The 19,261-nt window shown below is 55.3% G+C and carries 17 protein-coding genes and 1 pseudogene; 9 read left to right on the forward strand and 9 right to left on the reverse strand.

The annotated features are described in order from the left end of the window. The first annotated feature begins 30 nt into the window (after nucleotides 1-30). On the forward strand, nucleotides 31-1,083 hold the full coding sequence (locus tag METAL_RS12090) for a GGDEF domain-containing protein (protein WP_005372714.1): 1,053 nt from the start codon (nucleotides 31-33) through the stop codon (nucleotides 1,081-1,083). 29 nt (nucleotides 1,084-1,112) lie between these two features. Here METAL_RS12090 and METAL_RS12095 read toward each other — a convergent pair whose 3' ends face one another. Further along, nucleotides 1,113-1,448 (reverse strand): ASCH domain-containing protein, encoded by a 336-nt coding sequence (locus METAL_RS12095; RefSeq protein ID WP_005372716.1) that lies wholly within the window; start codon nucleotides 1,446-1,448, stop codon nucleotides 1,113-1,115. A 112-nt stretch (nucleotides 1,449-1,560) separates the two neighbouring features. Here METAL_RS12095 and putA point away from each other — a divergent pair, with 112 nt between their 5' ends. Further along, the gene (putA, locus tag METAL_RS12100) at nucleotides 1,561-4,641 is read left to right on the forward strand and encodes a bifunctional proline dehydrogenase/L-glutamate gamma-semialdehyde dehydrogenase PutA (protein WP_005372718.1); all 3,081 of its coding nucleotides are present in this window, start codon (nucleotides 1,561-1,563) and stop codon (nucleotides 4,639-4,641) included. On the opposite strand, the gene METAL_RS12105 is transcribed toward putA, so the two are convergent. Continuing rightward, nucleotides 4,638-5,807 carry a PilT/PilU family type 4a pilus ATPase gene (locus METAL_RS12105; RefSeq protein WP_005372720.1) on the reverse strand — a complete coding sequence of 390 codons (1,170 nt, stop codon included), beginning with the start codon at nucleotides 5,805-5,807 and terminating at the stop codon, nucleotides 4,638-4,640. The genes putA and METAL_RS12105 overlap by 4 nt on opposite strands. Nucleotides 5,808-5,927: 120 nt before the next feature. Here METAL_RS12105 and METAL_RS12110 point away from each other — a divergent pair, with 120 nt between their 5' ends. The 6 genes and pseudogenes from METAL_RS12110 to METAL_RS21980 form a co-directional block, all read left to right on the forward strand. Beyond that, entirely contained in the window at nucleotides 5,928-6,968 is a 1,041-nt protein-coding gene (locus tag METAL_RS12110; RefSeq protein WP_005372722.1) for a tRNA (5-methylaminomethyl-2-thiouridylate)-methyltransferase, read from the forward strand. After that, entirely contained in the window at nucleotides 6,965-7,198 is a 234-nt protein-coding gene (locus METAL_RS12115; RefSeq protein WP_005372724.1) for a sulfurtransferase TusA family protein, read from the forward strand. Before METAL_RS12110 ends, METAL_RS12115 begins: the two co-directional genes overlap by 4 nt. Before the next feature lie 430 nt (nucleotides 7,199-7,628). Continuing rightward, entirely contained in the window at nucleotides 7,629-8,843 is a 1,215-nt protein-coding gene (gene argJ, locus METAL_RS12120) for a bifunctional glutamate N-acetyltransferase/amino-acid acetyltransferase ArgJ (RefSeq protein WP_005372726.1), read from the forward strand. Nucleotides 8,844-8,861: 18 nt separating this feature from the next. After that, the gene (locus METAL_RS12125) at nucleotides 8,862-9,812 is read left to right on the forward strand and encodes a Nudix family hydrolase (RefSeq protein ID WP_005372728.1); all 951 of its coding nucleotides are present in this window, start codon (nucleotides 8,862-8,864) and stop codon (nucleotides 9,810-9,812) included. Nucleotides 9,813-9,885: 73 nt separating this feature from the next. Further along, nucleotides 9,886-10,362, forward strand: coding sequence for an IS5 family transposase (locus tag METAL_RS21975; RefSeq protein ID WP_031429487.1), 477 nt, complete (start codon nucleotides 9,886-9,888; stop codon nucleotides 10,360-10,362). Beyond that, nucleotides 10,254-10,652, forward strand: a pseudogene (locus METAL_RS21980) (IS5 family transposase); the annotation flags it as partial. The gene METAL_RS21975 and the pseudogene METAL_RS21980, both read left to right, overlap by 109 nt. Before the next feature lie 263 nt (nucleotides 10,653-10,915). On the opposite strand, the gene yacG reads toward METAL_RS21980, so the two are convergent. The 5 genes from yacG to METAL_RS12160 all read right to left on the reverse strand — a co-directional run bounded on the left by yacG (nucleotide 10,916) and on the right by METAL_RS12160 (nucleotide 15,739). Next, the gene (gene yacG / locus METAL_RS12140) at nucleotides 10,916-11,119 is read right to left on the reverse strand and encodes a DNA gyrase inhibitor YacG (RefSeq protein WP_005372730.1); all 204 of its coding nucleotides are present in this window, start codon (nucleotides 11,117-11,119) and stop codon (nucleotides 10,916-10,918) included. Continuing rightward, nucleotides 11,119-11,889 carry a cell division protein ZapD gene (gene zapD, locus METAL_RS12145; protein WP_005372732.1) on the reverse strand — a complete coding sequence of 257 codons (771 nt, stop codon included), beginning with the start codon at nucleotides 11,887-11,889 and terminating at the stop codon, nucleotides 11,119-11,121. Before zapD ends, yacG begins: the two co-directional genes overlap by 1 nt. Continuing rightward, entirely contained in the window at nucleotides 11,867-12,499 is a 633-nt protein-coding gene (gene coaE, locus METAL_RS12150) for a dephospho-CoA kinase (protein WP_005372734.1), read from the reverse strand. The genes zapD and coaE overlap by 23 nt, the downstream gene beginning before the upstream one ends. A 12-nt stretch (nucleotides 12,500-12,511) precedes the next feature. After that, nucleotides 12,512-13,402, reverse strand: coding sequence for a prepilin peptidase (locus tag METAL_RS12155; protein WP_005372744.1), 891 nt, complete (start codon nucleotides 13,400-13,402; stop codon nucleotides 12,512-12,514). 666 nt (nucleotides 13,403-14,068) lie between these two features. Further along, complete coding sequence (locus METAL_RS12160; protein WP_005372746.1) at nucleotides 14,069-15,739, reverse strand: calcium-binding protein; 1,671 nt, start codon at nucleotides 15,737-15,739, stop codon at nucleotides 14,069-14,071. An 88-nt stretch (nucleotides 15,740-15,827) separates the two neighbouring features. On the opposite strand from METAL_RS12160, the gene METAL_RS12165 reads away from it, so the two are divergent. Then, the gene (locus tag METAL_RS12165; RefSeq protein WP_051040375.1) at nucleotides 15,828-16,040 is read left to right on the forward strand and encodes a transposase; all 213 of its coding nucleotides are present in this window, start codon (nucleotides 15,828-15,830) and stop codon (nucleotides 16,038-16,040) included. A 249-nt stretch (nucleotides 16,041-16,289) separates the two neighbouring features. Here the strand turns inward: METAL_RS12165 and METAL_RS12170 are convergent, their stop codons facing one another. Together METAL_RS12170 and pilB are read right to left on the reverse strand one after the other, a co-directional pair. Beyond that, nucleotides 16,290-17,510, reverse strand: a complete 1,221-nt coding sequence (locus tag METAL_RS12170) for a type II secretion system F family protein (RefSeq protein ID WP_005372748.1) — start codon at nucleotides 17,508-17,510, stop codon at nucleotides 16,290-16,292. A gap of 5 nt (nucleotides 17,511-17,515) precedes the next feature. Further along, on the reverse strand, nucleotides 17,516-19,228 hold the full coding sequence (gene pilB, locus METAL_RS12175; protein WP_031431933.1) for a type IV-A pilus assembly ATPase PilB: 1,713 nt from the start codon (nucleotides 19,226-19,228) through the stop codon (nucleotides 17,516-17,518). Between the last annotated feature and the right edge of the window lie 33 nt (nucleotides 19,229-19,261).

Genomic DNA, 19,261 nt, shown 5'->3' on the forward strand with positions numbered 1-19,261 from the left:
AAGCTTTTCGGGCATAAAGGTAGAGGCGGCATGAACAGGATTGCGGGAAACGGTAGCCATAGCCGGCATAATTACCGTATTTTTATGGTGATCAATTCGGTCGGCTATATCGGCATTCTGGTTCATCTGGCCCTCATACCGGTGTTTTACTGCCTCGGCTTCCCCGGATTGGCTTTTTTGAACATCGCCGGTTCGGTCCTTTGGATCGGTGCGTGGTCAGTGAATCACCAAGGCCGTTACAATACGGCCATCCTGCTGATGACGGTCGAAGTGATTTCGCATACCCTGCTTGTCGTGCCAACGGTAGGCTGGCAAGCGGGTTTTCAGTATTACCTGTTCGCCGCCGTCCCGTTCACGTTGTTCAATAACCGATTCGAGGGAAAAGCGATCATATTCATTTCGATCGCGTTTTGCATGGAATTTCTGCTGCTCAGCATCTATACCTCCGATCATCCGCCCAATCCCTCCCTTCCGGACAATCTGGTCAAACTGTTCGGCCGCGCCAATATCGTGATTGCGTTTACCGCGCAGGGCGTGATCAGCTACTACTTCCGCCTGGCATCGATTTACCTGGAGCAGGAGCTCGAAAAGCAGGCTCATACCGATCCGTTGACCGGTCTGTACAATCGGCGCCGAATGCTCGATTTTCTGCTTCAACAAGGAAAATTGGCGGAGAGAGAACAGGCCGCGCTGTCGGTCGCGTTCGTCGACATCGACCATTTCAAAAAAATCAACGATAACTATGGGCATGGGACGGGCGACCAAGTTCTCAGAGAAGTTGCCGAATTCGTCAAACGGCAGTTGCGCAAGGGCGATACGCTTGCCCGCTGGGGCGGAGAGGAATTCCTGCTGTTGTTGCCGCACACGGACCTCGACGGAGCACGGGTGCTGGCCGAAAAGATCTGCGGAACAGTGGCCGAACACGTTTTCCAGATAGACGGTAAAGACTATTCGGTGACCCTGACGATCGGTCTTTGCGAACATCGAACGGAACACCCGATAGAGAAAAGCATCAAATTGGCGGATATTGCGCTCTATCGGGGTAAACAGGCCGGGCGCAACCGGGTGATGTGTTATTCCTGATCGCCGGCAAAGCCGGTAACACGCATTCCTCAAGCGTCTGCCAGTGCGGCGAAACTGTGTACCCAAATCAAGCTGTCCGGGTTCCACTCCATGCCGGGATGCATTCGGATGAGCAACCCTTTATAAGTTTCCAGGTCCGGAAAACCTTCCGCCCGGGCGTCCCGGTCGGTCAGATCGCCCAGGCGTTGACGGACCAGATCGGTCATCACGAACTCCCGGCCGTCCAGGGTAAAAGTTTCTCCCGGCCAGCCGTACACGCCGTCCCGCCGCTGCTGGGTTTTGATGCCGGTTTTAGCGGCCTCGACAAGTTTCGGATGGGTCACCAGCCGATCGATCGAACAAGTTTTTTTCGGATACATTTCCATGAGCTTTACTCTAACGGTTGCAAGTTGTGGGAAAGGTGTACATGATAGTCCGAATCAGAAATTTTTCATTCCCACAGCTTCCAAAATTCATGCCCGCCCGATTCAACTCAAAATGAACGCCGATCCTTTACCTAGCCTGCGCGCCGCCATTGACGAAGCTTATCTGGCCGATGAAGAGCGGCAAGCGACGTCGCTTGCCGAAAGTTTAAAAAACTATGATCCATCCGTCTCCGCCCGATTGGCGGGCGAGCTCGTCGCCGCGGTCCGAACCGAAAGAAGCGGCCGCCCATCCCTGGTCAATACGCTGCTGCATGAATATCAATTGAACACTCAAGAGGGCATCGTGCTGATGGAGATTGCCGAAGCCTTGCTGCGTATCCCCGATTCCGCCACCCAGGACACCTTCCTGCGGGACAAATTAAGCTCGGTGGATTGGGGCCGGCACCGGGCAACGCACGATACGCTGCTGGTCAAATTGCTGAATGGCGCCCTGTCGATAACCGGAAGGATCGAAAGTCCGGAGGACGGCGGCGACTGGCTGGGAAAACTGAGCGCGCCGTTGATCCGCACTGCGGTCAAACAAGGGATGCAGTTTCTCGCAGACCAGTTCGTGTTCGATGAAACGATCGAAGGTGCCGTGGAAAAGTTGGCTGCAGAGCCCGGTGCGCGCTATTCGTTCGACATGCTTGGGGAGGCGGCATTGACGGCGGCGGATGCCGAGCGCTACTTTGAGTCCTACCGGCAGGCGATCGAACAGCTGGCCGAAATTGCAGCGTTTAACGATCCTCTCGTAAATTCCGGCATATCGGTCAAATTGTCGGCGCTCTGCCCCCGCTACGAACCCCTACAAGAACAACGTGCGGTCGGCGAACTGAACCGCAAGCTGCTCGATTTGAGCCGGCTGGCGCGCGCCGCGAATATCGGCCTGACCGTCGATGCGGAAGAATCGGAACGGCTGGACATGTCGCTGGATATTTTCGCGTGGGTATTCGCCCAACCCGGCCTTGAAGGATGGGAGGGCTTCGGGCTGGCCGTGCAGGCGTATCAAAAACGCGCGCTGCCCGTGATTCGCTGGCTGGCCGCGCTGGCAGGCAGGCAGCGGCGCCGGATTCCGCTCAGACTGGTCAAGGGCGCCTACTGGGACGGCGAAATCAAACGCGCGCAGGAACTCGGCCTTGAAGGCTATCCGGTGTTTACCCGCAAAAGCGCGACCGATGTCTCTTACCTGGCCTGCGCGGAAGCGATGCTCGCTCGTCCCGAAGCGTTTTACCCGCAATTCGCCACCCATAACGCCCAGACCGCCGCCGCGATTCTGACGATGGCGAAACCGGATGCGGATTTCGAATTTCAGCGGCTGCATGGGATGGGCGAAGCGTTTTATGCGGAACTGGCGAAACATTATCCACGACCCTGCAGGATTTACGCGCCGGTCGGCAATTTCGACGATCTGCTGCCGTATCTGGTCCGGCGCCTGCTCGAAAACGGGGCCAACACCTCGTTCCTGAACCGGGTCGAAAACCCCGCCATCGGCCTGGAACAGATCGTCGAGGATCCGCTCGTTAAATTGCGGGAGGCGACCCTACGGATAGCTCGGCCGGCCGGCCTTTTCGGACCGGAACGCCTGAATTCGGCCGGAATCAATCTCAGCGATTCCCGGATCGCCGAGCAGCTTCAAGTCGAGTTCGATGCGCTGGCCGAACGAGTATGGGAAGCGCATCCGCTGATCGACGGCAGGCCCGGCCATGGCTCCAAACAGCCGGTATTCAATCCCTGCGATCGACGCCTGCAAATCGGCGAAGTAACTTACGCAGGCCCGGAAACAATCGGCAAGGCCGGCGCCTCCGCCTTGCAGGCTTTTCCAGAATGGCGGCAGGTTCCGGTCGCCGAACGGATCGCCTATCTGAACCGAGCGGCCGGGCTATTGGAAGCGCACCGGCTCGAACTGGTTTCGCTGTGCGTCCGAGAAGGCGGCCGCTCGATCCGGGACGCGCTGGACGAAGTGCGCGAAGCGGTCGATTTCTGCCGCTATTATGCGGCCGAGGCCGATCAACTGTTCGGAAAGCCGGCGCGGATGCCGGGCCCCACCGGCGAAGAAAATTACCTGTCGCAAACCGGGCGCGGCGCGGTGGTCTGCATCAGTCCGTGGAATTTCCCGATCGCGATTTTTCTCGGCCAGATCGCCGGGGCGCTGGCCGCCGGCAATACGGTGATCGCCAAGCCCGCCGCGCAGACTTCCTTGACCGCGATGCGCTGCATCCGGCTTATGCATCAGGCCGGCATCCCGGCCGAAGTCCTGCAATTCCTGCCGGCCGAGGGCGGCCTGATCGGCAGCCATTTATTGACCGTTCCGGGCCTCGGCGGCGTCGTCTTTACCGGCTCCACCGCCACCGCACGCTCGATCAACCGGACGCTTGCACAGCATCAGCCTGCGATCGTGCCGCTGATCGCCGAAACCGGCGGCCAAAACGCGATGATAGCGGACAGTTCGGCCCATATAGAGCAACTGGTGATGGACGCGCTCCTGTCAGCCTTCAACAGCGCGGGGCAGCGGTGTTCCGCGCTGCGGGTCCTGTATATGCAGGAAGAAATCGCGGATCGGGTGATCGGGCTTTTGACCGGCGCGATGCAAGAGTTGAACGTCGGCGATCCGGGGCTTCTGGCGACCGACATCGGGCCGGTGATCAATGCCCAGGCCGCAAATCAACTGGCAAGTCATGTCGAAAAAATGCGACGCCAGGCGAACGTTCTGTATCAGACGCCCTTATCCCCCGAATTGAAACATGGCAGCTTCTTTCCGCCGACGCTGATCGAAATCGACCATATCGGCCGGCTCGAACAGGAAGTGTTCGGCCCTGTCCTCCATTTGGTACGCTATCGCGCGAACAAATTAGCCGAAGTCATCGAGCAAATCAACGGAACCGGCTACGGCCTGACCCTGGGCATCCAAAGCCGGATCCAGAGCCATATCCGGTTCATCGTCGAAAGGGCGCGGGTCGGCAATATCTATATCAATCGAAACATGATCGGCGCGGTGGTCGGTGTACAGCCGTTCGGCGGGATGGGATTGTCCGGAACCGGCCCGAAAGCCGGCGGCCCGGATTATCTGCGCCGACTGGCTTCCGAACAGACGGTCACGATCAACAGCGCGGCGATCGGGGGCAACGCGGCGCTGTTGTCCGAAGCCTTGTTTTAGGTGCCCTCTTCCTCTTCGTCCTCTTTCTTGATCTCCTGCAGCGACAGGGAGCCAAGCCCGCCGCCTTGTTTCGCCGTATCGCCGGTTTTGGCCGTCGCCGAGCCCTTGCCTTCGCTCAGGTTGATCTTCAGTTTCAGATTGTTAGGCGAATCGGAATTCTGCAGCGCCTCCTCCAGCGAGATCACCCCCGATTTGTAAAGGCGCAGCAAATGGCTATCGAAAGTCTGCATCCCGACATTTTCGGATTTTTCCATCGCTTCCTTGATGCTGTGGATATCGCCTTTTTGAATCAGGTCGCGAACCAGTTGCGTCCCCAGCAGAATCTCGATCGCGGCGGTGCGTTTGCCGTCGACGGTCGGCACCAGGCGCTGCGAAACGAAGGCTTTCAGATTCAGCGACAGGTCGAGCAGCAACTGGTTCCGGCGTTCTTCGGGGAAGAAAATGATGATCCGGTCCAATGCCTGATTCGCGTTGTTCGCATGCAGCGTGGACAGACACAGATGGCCGGTTTCGGCGAAAGCCAGCGCGTGCTCCATCGTTTCCTGGCTACGGATTTCGCCGATCAGAATTACGTCAGGCGCCTGGCGCAGCGTGTTTTTCAGCGCATCTTCATAGCTCAGCGTATCGACGCCGACCTCGCGCTGGTTGACCAGCGATTTTTTATGCGGATGGATGTATTCGATCGGGTCCTCGATCGTGATGATATGGCCCGACGAATTGGCGTTGCGGTGGTCGATCAACGCGGCCAGCGAAGTCGATTTGCCGGAACCGGTGCCGCCGACGAACAGAATCAGGCCGCGCTTTTCCATGATCACTTTTTTCAGGACTTCCGGCAGCCCCAGTTTATCCGCATTCGGAATGTCGACCTTGATGTTGCGGATCACCAGCGCGAAGCAGTTGCGCTGCTTGAAAATATTGACCCGGAAACGGCCGATGCCGGGCTCCGACAGCGCCAGATTCAGCTCGGGCTGATGTTCGAAGGCTTTCTGCTGGTCTTCGTCCATCAAACCGTAAGCGATTTCCCTGATCCGCTCCTTGGTCAGTTTGATATTCTCCAGAGGCTTCAACGCACCCTGGAATTTCGCGGCAGGCGGCGCATCGGTCGTCAGGTAAAGATCGGAACCGTCGTGCTGCACCAGTATTCTTAAATAATCATTGAATTCCATCGTCTTCTATCGATCACAAGTTGGGTTCTGATTCGCATTCAGTTTAGGTCAACCCGTAGAGAAGTGAAGCCAACTTGAAAAATTACCGGTTATAATAGCCGCTTTTTTGATTTACCCGAGATGAACATACAACGCAAAGCCGTCGCGCTGATTTCCGGCGGCCTGGATTCGATGCTGGCCGCGAAAACGGTGATGGATCAAAGCATCCATGTCGAAGGCATCAATTTCTTCACCGGTTTTTGCGTGGAAGGCCATACCCATGCGATCCGCGAAAAAGACCGCGCCAAACCGAAGCGCAACAATTCGCTCTGGGTGGCCGAACAGCTCGGCATCAAGCTGCACATCGTCGACGTGATCGAAGAATACAAGAACGTGCTGATCAACCCGAAGCACGGCTACGGCGCGCATCTGAACCCCTGCCTGGACTGCAAGATCTTCATGGTCAACAAGGCCAGGCAATGGATCGCCGAAAACGGTTTCGACTTCATCATCACCGGCGAAGTGATCGGCCAACGGCCAATGTCGCAGCGCAAGGATACGATGCCGGTGGTGGCCCGCGAATCGGGCGCCGATGATTTGCTGCTCCGGCCCCTGTGCGCAAAAAACCTGGCGCCGACGCTGCCCGAGCGCGAAGGCTGGGTCGACCGTGAAAAACTGCACGACTTTAGCGGCCGTTCGCGCAAGCCGCAAATGGAAATGGCCGCACGCTATGGTTTTCGCGAGTATTCGCAGCCGGCCGGCGGCTGCTGCTTTTTGACCGACAAGAACTATTCGGCGAAACTGGTCGATTTGTGGCAATCGCACGGCCATAAGGATTATGAACTCGATGACGTGATGCTGTTGAAGGTCGGCCGCCATATCCGCCCTGCCCACCATTTCAAGCTGATCGTCGCGCGCGAGGAAGGCGAAGGCCGCTTCCTGCAGGGCTACCGGAAAGAATTCGTCAGCATGGCGGCCACCAGCCATAACGGCCCGCTGGTGTTGATCGACGGCACGCCGTCCGCCGAGGATTTGTATCTCGCGGCCGGCATTACCGCACGCTACGGCCAGGGCCGCGAAGCCGAACAGGTCGACGTGAAGATCACAGACAAGGACGGCGCGGAGCGGACGATCCAGGTCAAACCGTTTGCGAAAGAACTGCCGCAGGAATGGTACCTATGACTCGGGAAATCCTGAATGCGCGGCGGTTGTTATGCCCGCTGCCGGTGATCCGCACCCAGAACAAGATCAAAGAAATGCGCCCCGGCGCCCGTTTGGAAGTCATCTGCACCGACCCCGGCGTCATGCAGGACATTCCGGCTTGGTGCCGGATTCACGGCCATACCGTGCTCGAAACGCGCAGCGGCGATCACGAATATGTGATCGTGATCGAAGTCGGCGGAGCGGTGTAGGGCGGATTCGCCGTCAGGCAATCCGCCAATCCGACTAGAGCATTTTCATCTCGCGTGTAGGGGCACAATACCGTTAAGTCAAGCCGTCATCTCGGCAGGGATTCATGCCAGGCTTTCCTGCCTGGCCCCTTCGGGTCAATGCAAATCTGTTCCAGACAGATTTGTGCCGAGATCCAGATGACAGGGATGTATGAGAACCCGCCATCCTTGGCTTCTGGATTCGGCAACCGCTCCCTGCGTTGCTCTATCTCCTGCATCCCTGCAGTCGTCCGGCAATCCTTGCCGGAATGACGAGTTTCCCTTAACTTAGCGGCATGGCTTATGAACGTAAACCCGAAACGAAAATGTTCTAGGCGGTTTGCTGACGCGAAACCGCCCTACACTCACTTTTTATCCCACTTTTTCACGTTGAATTTATGAGGAATCCACGATGGCGGTAGGTCGCTGCGATTTTCCGATCATGCCGGAAATTCCGGGCATTCGTTTGGGCACCGCGTGTGCCGGCATCAAGCAAAACGTCCGGGACGATCTTTTGGTATTCGAAATGGCCGAACACGGCAGCTGCGCGGCCGTTTTTACGCAGAACGCCTTCTGCGCCGCCCCGGTGCTGGTCGCCAGACAACACTTGACGGCCGCGCCGCGCTGGCTGCTGATCAATTCGGGCAACGCGAACGCGGGCACCGGCAAACAAGGGCTTCAGGATGCGTTCGCGACATGCGAAGAGTTGGCACGGCTGACCGGCGGCTCGACCGAACGGGTGCTGCCCTTTTCGACCGGGGTGATCGGCATGCCGCTGCCGATCGACAAGATCGCCGCCGCGCTCCCCGAGGCTGTGCGCAATCTGCATTCCGGCCACTGGGACAAGGCCGCCCGCGCGATCATGACGACCGACACCTTTCCGAAAGGCGTCACGAAAACGCTCGAACTCGATGGCCGGACGATCACTTTCAACGGCATCGCCAAAGGCGCGGGCATGATCCAGCCGAACATGGCGACAATGCTGTCGTTCATCGCGACCGATGCGAAAATCGGCCGAGACTTATTGCAGCAATGCCTGGCACGCGCCGCCGAACTGTCCTTCAACCGGATCACCGTCGACGGCGACACCTCGACCAACGACGCGCTGGTCGTGATGGCCAGCGGGCTTTCGGAGGCGCCGGAAATCCTGCCGGACTCCGAACATTACACCGGCTTCGCCGAGGCGCTGCTGGAGGTCTGCAAAAGTCTGGCCGAAGCGATCGTCCGCGACGGCGAAGGCGCCACCAAACTGATGCGGATCGTGGTCGAAGAAGCGCAAAGCGACGAAGAAGCGGTCCGCGTTGCGAAAACGATCGCGCATTCGCCGTTGGTCAAGACCGCTTTTTTCGCGAGCGATCCGAACTGGGGGCGCATCCTGGCGGCGGTCGGGCGCGCCGGCGTGGACAACATGGTGCTGGAAAACATCCGGATTTTCCTGGACGACGTCTGCATCGTGCGGGAAGGCGGGCGCGCCGACGATTATACCGAAGAAGCGGGACAGGCAGTGATGGACCGCGAGGAAATCCGCGTAACGGTCAAACTCGGCCGGGGCGATGCCCGTCAGGAAGTCTTGACCTGCGATTTTTCCTACGACTACGTCAAGATCAATGCGGAATATCGGACCTGATCCGGAGCGGAAACCCAGGTGAATCATTTTCGAACGACAGCGCAAAAGTTCCTGCAGGTCGCGGCCGGCGTAATCAAAAACGCGGACGGCAGGATATTGATCGCCCGCCGCGACGAATCGTTGCATCAGGGCGGGCTGTGGGAATTTCCGGGCGGCAAGATCGAAGCCGGAGAAACGCCGGAACAGGCGCTATTCAGAGAACTCAAGGAAGAACTGGATATCGACACCCTTTCTGCAGCACCGCTGATCACGATCCATCACCGTTATCCCGACCGGGACGTGACCTTGCGGGTGTTTCTGGTCGACCGATTTTCCGGCACGGCGAAAGGATGCCAGGAGCAGCCGATCCGCTGGGTCGAACCGAACGAATTGAATCGGTTCGCCTTTCCGGCCGCCAACCGGCCGATCATCGCCGCCGCCCAGCTCCCGCCTTTTTATGCCATCCTCGACGATCAGGTCAGCAGCAATCCGATGGAGGATCTGCATAAACTACTGGCGCAAGGGATCGATCTGATCCAGGCGCGCCTGAAAACTTCGCCGCACGACCGGATTGACGAATTCCTGGCAATCGCGTCTCCGCTATGCTCGAAGCATGGCGCCGCGCTGCTGATCAATTCCGCCGTGGATTTCGGGCAGCATCGCACTCACGGCCTGCACCTGACCGCCCGCGACTTGCTCGCTTTAAGCGAACGGCCTTCCGGTTACCGCTGGATCGGCGCCTCGTGCCATAACCTGCAAGAACTCGAACATGCCCAAAAGATCGGCGCCGACTTCGCGGTTCTGGCCCCCGTGCTGCCGACCCTTACCCACCCCGAAACGGCTGCATTGGGATGGAAGCGGTTTGCCGCGCTCGCCGAAGGGAGCAATATCCCCGTGTATGCGCTGGGCGGTTTGACGAAAAAAGATTTAAGCGCCGCCCGCGATGCCGGCGCGCAGGGCATTGCCGGCATCAGCGCGTTTCTAGGCTAGATAGTGTCGTCACAAGATAAGTCTTTGTCAGGTATAATACGGAGATTGTCGTTGCTGATGAGATTAAAGAGCCATGTCCCAACCTGCCCACCGCCGCCATGACATTTCCGATACGGTTTGGAGCTTACTGGAACCCCATCTGCCCGGCCGTGCCGGGGCCTGGGGCGGAAAAGCGCGAGACAACCGCTTGTTTATCAATGCGGTCTTCTGGATTTTGCGTACCGGTGCGCCATGGCGCGACCTGCCACCTGACTATGGCGATTGGAAGAACACCCATCGCCGGTTTTGCCGTTGGCGAGATCACGGCGTCTGGGAAGCCCTGTTGGAACAGTTGGTCACCGAACCCGACTATGAATGGTTGATGATTGATGCCAGCCACATCAAAGTCCATCCGCATGCGACCGGCGCGCAAGGCGGCAATCAGGGCATGGCGGTCACAAAAGGGGGCTCAACAGTAAGATACATCTGGCCGTGGATGCGCATGGTATGCCGGTCAGAATCCTTATTACAGCAGGTACCACAGCAGATTGTTCGCAGGCTTCAGCCTTGATCGAAGGCGTGGATGCTCAGTACTTATTGGCGGACAAAGGCTACGATAGCGATGCTATCGTAGCCCAAGCCGAAGCAAATCAGATGACGGTGGTCATTCCGCCACGCCGCAATCGAAAACAACCCCGCGACTACGATCGCGACCTGTACAAACTGCGGCATTTAGTAGAAAACGCGTTCTTGCACCTCAAGCGCTGGCGAGGTATTGCCACACGCTATGCCAAGAACACCGCATCGTTCCTGGCCGCTGTGCAGATCCGGTGCATCGCCCTGTGGACAGCTATCTTATGACGACACTATCTAGAGCATTTTTATATCGCGTGAGGGAAGTCCTCACCAATCTGAAGGGTGCCCTGCCGTTACCCCCGTAGGGTACGCTGTGCGTACCCTCGATGTCGAAAGGTACGCACGGCGTACCCTACGGGCTGAACCCGTAAGATACCGATGCCGGACGGAATATTTATCCCGTCCGTAACGTTTAGCATCGAGCGAACACAGACGATGATTTTATGCTGGCGGTAGGTCTTCGAATACTCTAGCGGCTCGGCAACGGATCAGTGATACGGAAGACCGTCTTCCGTGTCGCCCGAATCGGGAAGCTCTTCGGAAATCCGGTTTTCTTCGGCCGCCCAGGCGCCGAGATCGATCAATTTGCAGCGTTCGGAACAGAACGGCCGGAACGGATAGTCCGCCGTCCATTCCAGCGGACGCTGGCAGACGGGGCATTTGACTTTCAATGCAACCTGTTTCTCCGGCATTAAAATTGGCAACAGGATAAAGTGAAAGATACGTCGTCGCTGCTTTGCAGGGGGCGTTTTTCGTCGTGGGAAGGCACCATGAAACGCACGGTGCAGCGGTGCTTGCCGCCGCTGATTTCGGCAAAATAGCGCAACGATTTGTCCAGGCTGACTTTTATCAGCTGGTAAGGCTGGCTGCGGTCCAGGGAAATTTGAAAAAAACCGGCTTTGGCGATTTCCCGGGTTTCGTCGCTGCTGTTGCGGATCAGATTCAGGATCAGGTCGATCGCGTTTCTGATATCGTTGAAAGGACTGCTCCATTGCTGGAGATCTCTCAGGCGGATCGGTTCCTCCTGTTCAAGCCAATAATGAAACTCCGGCAGATCGAAAGAACAGGTACCGCCGGGGATCGAACTGCGCTGGGCGATGCTTTGAAACAGATCGCTCTCCAGCACATGAATTCCGATCTTGCCGCTTGACGCGTAAAGTTTCTTGCTGGTTTGGCTCACCTCGCCGAGCAGTTGGTTCAGTTTTTCCGCGTCTACGCCCTGACTATGGGCAATCCTGTTCAGGGCCTTGCCATTGCGGTCCAGTTCTTTAAGCAGTTCCGATTTCAAATCGTTGCGGCTGAAAATCGTCATGATGTCGAGCAATACGTTCAGTGCGGCGCGTTTGTCCCAAACGGAGGCGCCGTTCAGAAAATGATTGAATTGTTCGAAAAGTTGTTCCAGCCTGATGAAAACCCGGATGCGTTCGTTGAGAGGAAATTCATAAGTGATTTTGTTGGTCACAGGTAAGTTTATGCTGACAGGGACTTAAAGAAATGTATAAATTGTGCAGTTTTTTGACTTGTTCTGCAAGTGGATTGTCGGCCTGTGAGTTGTCCAAAAGATCGTCCGCATGCTTTCGCCGATAGTCCCGTGAAACCTGGCTGCCGATGATCGAACGGATGACTTTGAAGTCTAACTTGTCCCGTCGGCTGATGCGTTCGATCTGGAGTTCGAGCGGGCAATCGACCACCAGGATCCGGTCGACGAGCGGTTCCAGCTTGGATTCGAACAACAACGGGATGCTCAGAATGCAATACGGGACGTCGAGCCGTTCGGCTTTCGCGGCCAAGGCGGCCAGAATCATCGGATGCAGGATCGCTTCGAGCTGCCGTTTTTTGCGGTCATCGGAAAAAATCAGTTTTTTCAATTGCAGGCGGTTCAGGGAACCGTCCGGGTTAAAGACCTGCTGGCCGAATGCCTCGCGAATCCGATCCAGCGCGGGCTGCCCTTTCTCGGTCAGTTCGCGGGCGGTCTGGTCGGCATCCAGGATCGGAACGCCCATCTCCGCAAACAGATTGGAAACCGTCGTTTTGCCGCAGCCAATCCCCCCTGTCAAACCCACTTTCAGCATCGGTTAAAACGCTCAAAAACCGATCGAGGCAAGATAAAGCCGGTTGATCGATTCCCCCCAGATCAGCGCAATCCAGCCGGCAAACGCCAGATAAGGGCCGAAAGGAATCGGTGCGGCATGGTCGCGCTTGGCGAAAACGATCGAGGCAACGCCCAAAACCGCTCCGGTCAGCGTGGACAGCAAAACGATCAACGGCAGACTCTGCCATCCGAGCCAGGCACCGAACAGCGCCAGCAGCTTGAAATCCCCAAAGCCCATCCCTTCCTTGCCGGTAGCCAGCTTGAACAAGTGGTATACCAGCCAAAGCGAACCATAGCCGGCTGCCGCGCCGACAATGCTGGAATGCGCATCGGTGAAAACCCCGCCCAAACTCAGGATCAGCCCGATCCACAGCATCGGTAGGGTAATCGAGTCGGGCAGCAGGTGATGGTCGATGTCGATAAAAGTCAAGGCGATCAGCGACCAGGTCAACAACAGTGCAAACAAGGTTTGCAGAGTATAGCCGAAATGCCAGGCGACTGCGGCGGAGAGCACCGCGGTCAACAGTTCGATCGCGGGATAACGCCCGGAAATCCGGGCACCGCAGTGCGCGCATTTGCCTTTTAAAAACAGGTAGCTCAATACCGGAATATTTTGATAAGGCTTGATCGGCGCCTTACAGGACGGACAGCGCGACAAGGGAAGCGCCAGATTGAAAGGCTCTTCTTCGGTTAAAGAAATAGGGCGGCCGCTTTGCGGAAGCGGCACGGCCTCCGGCGCCAGCTCCAAAAATTCGATGCATTCCTTGCGCCAGCCTCCGTACATCATGATCGGCAGGCGATAGATCACCACGTTTAAAAAACTGCCGACCATCAACCCGACCACAAAAACGATGTAAGGCAAAAAATCGCTCAGAACAGTCATGTAATAAAAAATACCCTTAAATTGATGGGAATGATACGCATCCGGTCGAATTTTAACCTACGCCTGCGCCAAAGTGTAGTTTCATATGTTGGCCTTAACATTTATTCAGTTTCTCATAACCTCATAGAATGCTGGCTAGAGCATTTTCATATCGCGTGTAGGGAAGCTCCTCACCTTCTGAAAGGTGCCATCGTTAAGTCCAGCCCCCCGTAGGGTACGCTGTGCGTACCCTCTATGTCGAGAGGTACGCACAGCGTACCCTACGGGGTTGAACCCGTAAGATACCGGTGCCGGACGGGATAGTTATCCCATCCGTAACGTTTAGCACCGCGCAAATACAGACGATGATTTTATGCTGGCGGTAGGTCTTCAAACGTGGGGAACGGGGTTATAAATCCCGTCCCGCTCAGGGGTAACGGCTGCTCGGCTACCCGGCTCGATCCGCAAAATACTGCACGCTCAAGTCATTACGACAGTCTCAATGGGCCAAACGGCCGAGTCGGCAGACTCTCCACGAGGCAAAACCGGTGCGGCGATGCTTGACCCCCTAAAGCAACTGCCACTGGCTCTCGATCACCGACCTCAGGATGCTAAGACGTAGTCGTGTAGGTCGGGCACGCGCTTTTTGTGCCCGACCTTTCCAATGCATTGAAAGGTGACAAGATTTCAGGCCCGCGCCATAGTCCGAAGCATGATCGCCACATGGGCTTCGGGCAACGATAAAGCGGTTGCCCGACCTACAGGGCTATCTTCCTGGGCTATGGCCGCAAAACCATCGACCGCAAAGCCGCTACCCGCCAAAGGCGTATGATCGCCGAACAGTTCCGTGCCGTCATCGATCACGCCGTTGCCGTTTCTATCCAATACCAGCAGACCATCATCCGGCAATACCCAGCCGGTGCCTTCTTTGATGCCGTTGACGTCATGGTCGAAGTAGATGGGGTGGGTACTGAATGCCGTCGTTTCCAGGCCGTCGCCATCCAGATCAAGCGTTAACGGGTCACGAAGGTCGGGCGGTGGAGTGCGTTGGGCGACGTTGAAAACATTGTCGATATCGTCCGTTATCGGGGTCTCGGTGACCTCGCGCCAGGAAGACACCCGAGAGGAACCCCCCATCACCTTGAGTTTGATACCCAGGTTCTGGTTCTGGAAATTTTCAATAACGAGGGAAGCGCTTTGATCGCCACTGACAACCAACAGGTCATCCCCCTGATGGTAGTAGCGATTTCCGGCAGCATCCTGGTAAAAATCATCGTTCGTCATCAGCCGCTTGGTCGCTGTTTTCAGCTCTTGGCCATTGAAATACACCACACCTCGGCCATCGCTATCGAAAATACGGTCGCCATCATTGGCAAAGTAGAGGTCAAAGCCATCGCCGCCTTCGAGGTAATCATCACCGCCGTTGCCATCCAGGGTGTCGTCGTCGGTGCCGCCGACCAATTTGTCAGGGTTATCGGTTCCTGTCAGATTGTCATTACCGGGACCACCGATGCAATGAATCCCATTTTGTATCCATCCGCTTACAGGGTTATCAAAACGCCCGATATCAACGATTGTCTTAGTGCCACCAGTATTCCTATCAATTCCTGCACGTGAAAGCGTTCCAAAAATACTATCATCCTGATCCGTTCCATACAGGATAGGTTTATTGTCTGCATCTAGAAACTTTGTCACCCCATTATCAAATATTCGCTCTGCCAATTCATGCATCTCGGTTGATAGCCTAACACCTGCCAATGCAGTATTAATGAATGAATCGTTATATTTTTGCACGTCGGCAGCATAATTGGCGATTGTATAACTTCTAAAGTTAGTAATATTGGTAATTTCAATATTGACTTTAATTCCAATGCCAGAAGGATCTACCCAAGTTTCAAGTGGGGCATTACCAGTTTGGGCTAACCCACCACCTTCAAAATCAAAATTGTCGAGGATGCCGCCATTAGCTCCTGTGGGACCATTGAGTATTCCAAGTGGCTTAACAGCAAAATGTTCAATATGGCGATTACCATTGGCATCTACAATAGACACAGCACTATCATCAATTTCGTAAGAACCGGAATTCCAGATGTATGTTCGCTCAGCGTAATTATCCAAACCATCGTCATAATTGTATTGCTGAATAACCTGTGTAGCATCATTCCGGGCATCTATTCCAAATAGAGTTCTAAGCTGCTGTTCTGTATAATTACCAGCTTTTATTCCTCTGTTAAGATTAAAAAATTCATTTACCACATCCCATAGGACAGGCAAAGCAAATCGTCCCGGCCCCGTTTGCATAAAAAGATTGCCGTTAACACTTGTCTCATGTGTATGGGTATTATTCGGACGAATCAATGATTCGTCTGCAAAATTGCCAGATGGTGTTGGAAAGTGGGGCGATTTTGGATGCTTCCATTCACACCGCCAAAAAACTGAAACCGTATTGGGGCGGGGCCTCCTGGAAGAAAAAGGGATACGGTTTTATTTTCTGCCGCCTTACAGCCCCGAATTGAACCGGATTAAACCGCTTTGGCGCAAGATGAAATACGAATGGCTCAAATTCAAACTATATACGCCGGACGAACCGGAACGGGTCATCGACGAAATCGGGGAAGGGTTCGGCTCTATACAGGCCGACTTTTTGATAGGCGCTTAATCCTTTGCATCCAAATTACTGTAACTCCAAGTTGGAAAAACTTGTGAGCATCGCTTTTGCGAAAGCAAACTCTCATCGCAAGACCTTCTCTCCATATTCCCGCATCAAATTTATTGACGCACATTCCGAAACAGTAATTTTTTGCGGCTTACAGGATCATACGTAAGAGACAAACTCGTCCTGACAAGGTCGAACCACAGTCGCCTTGCCAGCATTACAAGGCCACACCTTGATTGTCAACATTTCAAATCAACCTACGGCCGCGCCGAGTTTGAAAATAGGCAGATACATCGCGATCAACAGGCTGCCGACCATAATGCCGAGGATAGCCATGATCATCGGTTCCATTAGGCTGCTCAAATTGTCGATCAAATTGTCGACCTCTTCCTCGTAAAAGTCCGCGACCTTGGCGAGCATCGCGTCCATCGAACCGGACTCTTCGCCGATCGCGACCATTTGCTGAACCATATGCGGAAACAGATTACTCTGCTGCATCGCAAACTGCAGCCTTTGCCCGGTGGCGACCTCTTCACGCATCTTCAGGACCACTTCGGCATAGACTATGTTACCACATGCGCCGGCGACCGATTCCAGCGCTTCGACCAGCGGCACCCCGGCCGCCGACATGGTGGATAAGGTTCTGGCAAAACGCGCGATGGAGGATTTATTCAAAATCATCCCCACCACCGGCACCTTCAGCAAGATTCTGTCCAGTGCGTGATTGAACTCATAGGACCGTTTCTTGAAATAAGAAAAGGTATAAACAGCGCCGCCGATCGAGCCGAACAATATCCACCACCAGTCTCTCATCCATTTTGACATGTTGATGAACATTTGCGTAAAAGCCGGCAAATCCGCGCCGAAGCTTTGAAACAACTCTTCGAACACCGGTACGACGAACATCAATAGAATCACGGTCACGATCACGGCGACAATGATTACCGCCACAGGATAGGTTAGCGCTTTTTTGATCTTCTTCTTGATCGACTCGGTCTTTTCCTTATAGGTCGCAATTTTGTCGAGCAAAGCCTCCAAGACCCCTGCCTGTTCGCCCGCCTCGACCAGATTGCAAAACAATTCGTCGAAATAGATCGAATGTTCGCGCAAAGACTGCGCCAGCGTGTTGCCGCCTTCAATACTGGCCTTGATCGACAACAGCATGGTCTGCATGCTCGGATTCTCGTGGCCCTTGCCGATAATATCGAAAGACTGGACCAAAGGAACGCCGGCCTGAAGCATGGTCGCCAGTTGCCGTGCAAAAACCGCGATATCGCCGGCCGTGATTTTCTGGACCTTTTTAAATAAGGGTTTCGGTTTTTTCTTGATTCGGATGACGCGGAATCCCTGCCTTTTCAGGTCGGCTTTGGCGATTGTCTCGCTGAGCGCCGAAATAGGGCGATTCTTGATTTTATTGCCGGCCTTGTCGACTCCGTCCCAGATAAAATCGATTTGTTCAGCTTGTTGTGCCATATCGCTTATTCCTTTGTCACCCTGTCAATTTCTTCAATGCTCGTCACGCCCTGGCGCACCTTGTTCAGGCCGGAGGCGCGCAGATCGTTGATCCCCTCGGCTTTCGCCTGATCGGCCAACTGCATCGCGTTGCCTCCTTCAAGAATGAGCCGGCGCATATCCTCGCTCAGCGTCATCACCTGATAAATGCCGACCCGGCCTTTGTATCCGTTCGTACAATGTTCGCAGCCGACAGACTTGTAAATGCGCAGCTCTTTCAATTCTTCCGGTTTAAAACCGGTCGAAATCAATACACTATCCGGATAGTCGGCGGGTTCCTTGCAATGCTGGCATAAACGGCGCGCCAGACGCTGGGCCATGATCAGATTGATCGACGAGACGATGTTGAAGGCCGGAATGCCCATTTGCATCAGCCGGTTCAACGTCTGCGGCGCATCGTTCGTATGCAGGGTGGAAAGCACCAAGTGGCCGGTTTGGGCGGCTTTGATCGCAATTTCGGCCGTTTCGAGGTCGCGAATTTCACCGACCATGATCACATCCGGATCCTGCCGTAAAAAAGCGCGCAAGGCGCCGGCGAAGGTCAGGCCGGCCTTCACGTTCATGTTGACCTGATTGATGCCTTCCACGGTGATTTCGACCGGATCTTCGGCCGTCGAGATGTTGCGTTCGATCGTGTTCAGGATATTCAGTCCGGTATAAAGCGATACGGTTTTACCGCTGCCGGTCGGCCCCGTGACCAACACCAAACCATAGGGCCGGTTGATCGCATCCAGAAAAAGTTTCTGTTGGTCAGGCTCGAAACCCAGTTTCTCGATGCCCAATTGCGCGCTGGTCGGATCGAGCAAACGCATGACGACTTTTTCGCCGAACAGGGTTGGGCAGGTATTGACCCGAAAATCCAGCGTACGGTTTTTGGAAACGATCAACTTGATCCGTCCGTCCTGGGGCACCCGGCGTTCGGCGATGTCCAGCCGGGCCATCACCTTGATCCGGGAAATCACTCGGGTGGCGACCGACGATGGGGGACTTGCGACCTCGTGCAGCATGCCATCGGTACGAAAACGGATACGGAAGTTTTTTTCGTAAGGTTCAAAATGGATATCGGAAGCGCCTTTCTTGACCGAGTCGAGCAGGATTTTATTCACGAAGCGGACGATCGGCGCATCGTCCACGTCCGAATTGACTTCATTCTTGGCCGCCTCCTCTTCGGCGCTGGAAACCGCGAGGTTGCCGAGATCTTCGTCGAGTAAGGTCGCGATCGACGCCTCCGGCGCTTCGAGAGCGGCCTCAATCGCCTTGTGCAACTTATCTTCTTCGACAATGATGCATTCGGGATGCAGGCGGGTTTGAAACTTGATTTCGTCGAACGGCTGATGGTTCGTCGGGTCGGCCATTGCGACAAAGATCGTCTTGCCGCGCACGAACAGCGGCAAGATCTGATACTTGACGATCAATTTTTCGTTGATCAATTTGACCGGCAGCGACTTTAAATCGAGCGCATCGAGTTCGAGAAAAGGCACTCCGAACTCGGCCGAAGCGACAGACGCGATCGTTCTGGCGCTAACCAGTTTATTGGCGACAAGATAACTCACCAGAGAAACGTTTTTCTTTACCGCTTCCTGCGAATGAGTCCGTACCTCGTTTTCAGAAAGAAAGCCTTTCTGAATGAGGCACTTGGCAATACCATTAAAAAGAAATTCGGTCGTTGGCGTAGACATCGCTATATTGAGCATCAGATAGAGAGTTCGATA

Source organism: Methylomicrobium album BG8 (assembly GCF_000214275.2).
Taxonomy (GTDB): domain Bacteria; phylum Pseudomonadota; class Gammaproteobacteria; order Methylococcales; family Methylomonadaceae; genus Methylomicrobium; species Methylomicrobium agile.